Source organism: Candidatus Methylomirabilis sp. (assembly GCA_036000645.1).
Classification (GTDB): Bacteria; Methylomirabilota; Methylomirabilia; order Methylomirabilales; family JACPAU01; genus JACPAU01.
This window is the reverse complement of sequence record DASYVA010000007.1, coordinates 1-3,740: the sequence shown is the minus strand read 5'-3', so window position 1 is coordinate 3,740 and position 3,740 is coordinate 1. Positions and strand designations below refer to the sequence as shown.

The window sequence follows — 3,740 nt, the reverse complement described above, 5'->3', positions numbered from 1 at the left end:
CGGGCGAGGGCGAGCTCCCGCAGGACCTCCCCGAGCGCCGGGACCGTCCCCTCCGGCTCCACCACCTTCCCGATCCGCTGCAGGCGGCCGGCGAAGTTCACGAAGGAGCCGTCCTTCTCGTTCGCGCCGGGGAGCGGGAAGAGGAGGTGGGCACGCCTCCCCGTCGCCGTCTCGCGGACCTCCCACACCGCCAGGAAGGAGAGGGATGCCAGCGCCTCTCCGGCCTCCGGCAGCGCCGCCTCCTCCAGGAGATCCTCGCCGAAAACCAGGAGCGCCTTCAGGTCCCCAGCCCGCGCGGCCCGGAGCATCCCGGCCAGGTCGTGCCCGCCGGCGCCGGGCAGAACCCCCAGCCGCCGCGCCCCCGCGCTGTTGGGCGTCCGGTCCCGCCTCAGGAGCAGGGCATCCTCCGCCGCATCCCCGCCCTCCTGCTGGGCCGGCCGGACGCGGAAGTCGAGGTGAGGCGTCTCCAGCACGTCGGAGGCCAGGCGCTTGACCTGGTACAGCTCCTCGCAGGTGAGACGCGAAGAGGCGATGATGCCGACAGCGCCCGGCCCCCCCGCCTCCAGGATCGGGGCGAGGCGCTCCCCGAGGGCCGCGGCCGCCGCCGGGACCGACGCGGGCTCGAGCGCCCCGTCGTGCCGCACCGACGGACCCCGCAGCTGGCAGCGGCCGTGGAGCGGCAGCGCCTCGAAGCGGCCGATGTCGCAGATCCAGTAGCCGTTCACCTCCCCGTTGTGGCGGGGGCGCACCCGCAGGATCTCCGGTCCCTTCCGCTCCAGGTGGCGGACGTCCAGAACCGTATTGCAGCCCCGGCTGCAGCCCGGGCAGACGGAGGGCTCCTGCTTCACCAGATCCCAGGGCCGGGCCTGGAAGCGGTAGCGTTCGCTGGTCAGGGCCCCGACGGGGCAGAGGTCGATCACGTTGCCGGAGTAGCGGTTGTCGAGCTGCTTTCCCGGGAAGAGATCGATCTCGGACTGCGCCCCGCGGAAGACGATCCCGAGCTCCCCCGTCCCGACCACGTCCCGGCAGAACCGGACGCACCGGCTGCAGAGAATGCAGCGCTCGGCGTCGAAGACGATATAGGGGCCGATCTTCCGGTGCTTCACCCGCTTCACCTTGGGCTCGGTGTAGCGGCTCCCCCCGGGGCCGAAGCGCATCGTGTAGTCCTGGAGTGGGCACTCCCCCCCCTTGTCGCAGACCGGGCAGTCCAGGGGGTGGTTCAGGAGGTAGAACTCCAGGACGGATTGGCGCGCCTTCTCGACCTTCTCGCTCACGCTCCGGACGACCATCCCTTCCGCCACGGGGGTGGCGCAGGCGACGAGGAGCTTCGGGGAGCGCTCCACCTCCACCTGGCACATCCGGCAGGAGCCCTCCACCGGCAGTCCCGGGTGGTAGCAGTAGTGGGGGATCTCGACCCCCGCCGCGAGGGCCGCCTCCAGGATGGTGGTCCCCACGGGGACCGTCAGGCTCTGGCCGTTCAGGCTGAAGGTCGGCATTCCCACTTCCCTACGCGGCCAGCGGACAGCGGCGCTCCCGGACGTGGGCCTCGAACTCGTCCCGGAAGTACCGGAGGTACGAAGCGATCGGGAGCGCCGCCGCGTCGGAGAGGACGCAGATGGTCTTCCCGGTCATGTTGTCGCAGACGTCGAGGAGCAGGTCCAGGTCCTCCCGGCGCCCGCCCCCCCGCTCGATCCGGGCCAGGACCTTGTGGAGCCAGGCGGTCCCTTCCCGGCACTGGGTGCACTGGCCGCAGGACTCGTGGTGGAAGAAGCGCGCCACCACCTCCCCCACCTGCACCATGCAGGTCCCCTCCGCCATGACGATCACGCCCCCCGAGCCCCCCATGGAGCCGGCCGCGGCCAGCGACTCGAAGTCCATGCCCACGTCCAGGTGCTGCGGGGTCAGGACCGGGGAGGAGGCGCCGCCGGGGATGACCGCCTTGAGGGCCCGGCCGTCGCTCACGCCGCCGGCGTGCTCCAGGAGGAGCTCCCGGAGCGTGACCGACAGGGGGAGCTCGTAATTCCCCGGCCGGCTCACGTGGCCGCTCACGGAGAAGATGCGGGTCCCCTTGCTCTTCTCGGTGCCGATCGCGGCGTACCACTCGGGGCCGCGGGTGAGGATGTGGGGGAGGTTGCAGAGGGTCTCCACGTTGTTGACCACCGTCGGGGACTGGTAGAGGCCCCGGACGGCCGGGAAGGGGGGCCGGATGCGGGGCATCCCCTTCTTCCCCTCCAGCGACTCGATCAGGGCCGTCTCCTCCCCGCAGATGTAGGCTCCCGCCCCCCGGTGGAGGGTGATCGTGAGGTCGTAGCCGCTCCCCAGGACGCTCTGCCCCAGGAAGCCCTGGGTGGCCGCCTCGTGGAGCGCCCGCGTGAGGACGCTCGCACCGTACACCAGCTCGCCCCGGATGTAGACGTAGGAGCGGTGGCAGCCGATGGCGTAGGCGGCCAGGATGATCCCCTCCAGGAGCTGGTGCGGGTCCCGCTCGATGAGCTGGCGGTCCTTGAAGGTCCCGGGCTCGCTCTCGTCGGCATTGCAGAGGAGGTATCGGGGGAGGCCGGAGTCCTTCGGGACGAACCCCCACTTCAGGCCCGTGGGGAAGCCGGCCCCGCCCCGACCCCGGAGCCCCGACCGCTTCACGCGTTCGATGACCTCTGCCGGGGGAACCTTCCCCAGGACGTTTCGCACGGCCTCGTAGCCCCCGACGGCCAGGTACTCGGGCAGGGTCCCGCCGTACCCGGGCCGCTCCATGTTCTTGAGCAGGATCTTCTCGTGGGTCGGCATCCCTCGCATCCCACCGGCCCCCGGCGCGGCGGCCGCTTACCGGGCGGCGGCGCGCCACCGCGTAAGCAGCGCGCGCACGCTCTCCGGGCTCAGGTTCTCGTGGTACTCGTCGTTCACCTGCATCACGGGGGCGCTGCCGCAGGACGCCAGGCACTCCACCCGCTGCAGGGTGAAGAGGCCGTCGGGGCTCGTCTCGCCCTCCCCGATCCGCAGCTCCTCCTTCAGGGTCCCGATGATCCGCTCCGCCCCCCGCAGGGTGCACGACAGGTTCTGGCAGACCTGGAGCCGGTGCTTCCCGACCGGCTTGAGGTTGAACCAGGAGTAGAAGGTGGCCACCTCCAGGACCTCCACCGGGTGGAGGTGGAGGCGCCGGGCCACCTCCTCCATGGTTGCCGGCGAGAGGTACCCCTGCTCCCGCTGCACCAGGTGCAGGAAGGGCAGGAGGGCCGAGCGCTTCTCCGGGTAGCGGGCCAGGATCGCCGCCGCCTCCTGCTCCACCTGCGGGTCGAACGTCACCGGTCGACCTCCCCCAGGACGATGTCGATGCTCCCGATGACCGCCACCACGTCCGCCACGAGCCGCCCCTCCACCATCCGGGGGAGGGCCTGCAGGTTGAGGAGGGAGGGCGGGCGGACCCGGACCCGGTAGGGCTTGGTGCTCCCGTCGCTCACCACGTAGAACCCGATCTCCCCCTTGGGGGATTCGATGGGGACGTAGGCCTCCCCCGGTGGGACCGCGAACCCCTGGGAATAGAGGAGGAAGTGGTGGATCAGGGCCTCCATGCTCCGCCGGACGGCCGGCTTCGGCGGCGGGACGATCTTGGGGTTGTCGATGTTCACCGGCCCCTTCGGCAGTCGGTCCAGGCACTGGCGGACGATCGCGGTGGACTGGCGCATCTCGAAGATGCGGCAGCGGTAGCGATCGTAGACATCCCCGTTCTGCCCCAGGGAGACGTC

Annotated in this window: 4 protein-coding genes; all 4 read right to left on the bottom strand. The window is 71.3% G+C overall.

Annotated features, from left to right (window positions below; translation table 11 throughout):
• Nucleotides 1-1,496: 2Fe-2S iron-sulfur cluster-binding protein (locus tag VGT06_00225; GenBank protein ID HEV8661558.1), on the bottom strand; the 1,496-nt coding region annotated here is incomplete at its 3' end.
• 10 nt (nt 1,497-1,506) lie between these two features.
• Nucleotides 1,507-2,784, bottom strand: coding sequence for an NADH-quinone oxidoreductase subunit NuoF (gene nuoF, locus VGT06_00220; GenBank protein HEV8661557.1), 1,278 nt, complete (start codon nt 2,782-2,784; stop codon nt 1,507-1,509).
• 36 nt (nt 2,785-2,820) lie between these two features.
• The gene (gene nuoE / locus VGT06_00215; GenBank protein HEV8661556.1) at nt 2,821-3,300 is read right to left on the bottom strand and encodes an NADH-quinone oxidoreductase subunit NuoE; all 480 of its coding nucleotides are present in this window, start codon (nt 3,298-3,300) and stop codon (nt 2,821-2,823) included.
• The coding region (locus tag VGT06_00210; protein HEV8661555.1) for an NADH-quinone oxidoreductase subunit D at nt 3,297-3,740 on the bottom strand (444 nt) is incomplete at its 5' end. The genes VGT06_00210 and nuoE, both read right to left, overlap by 4 nt.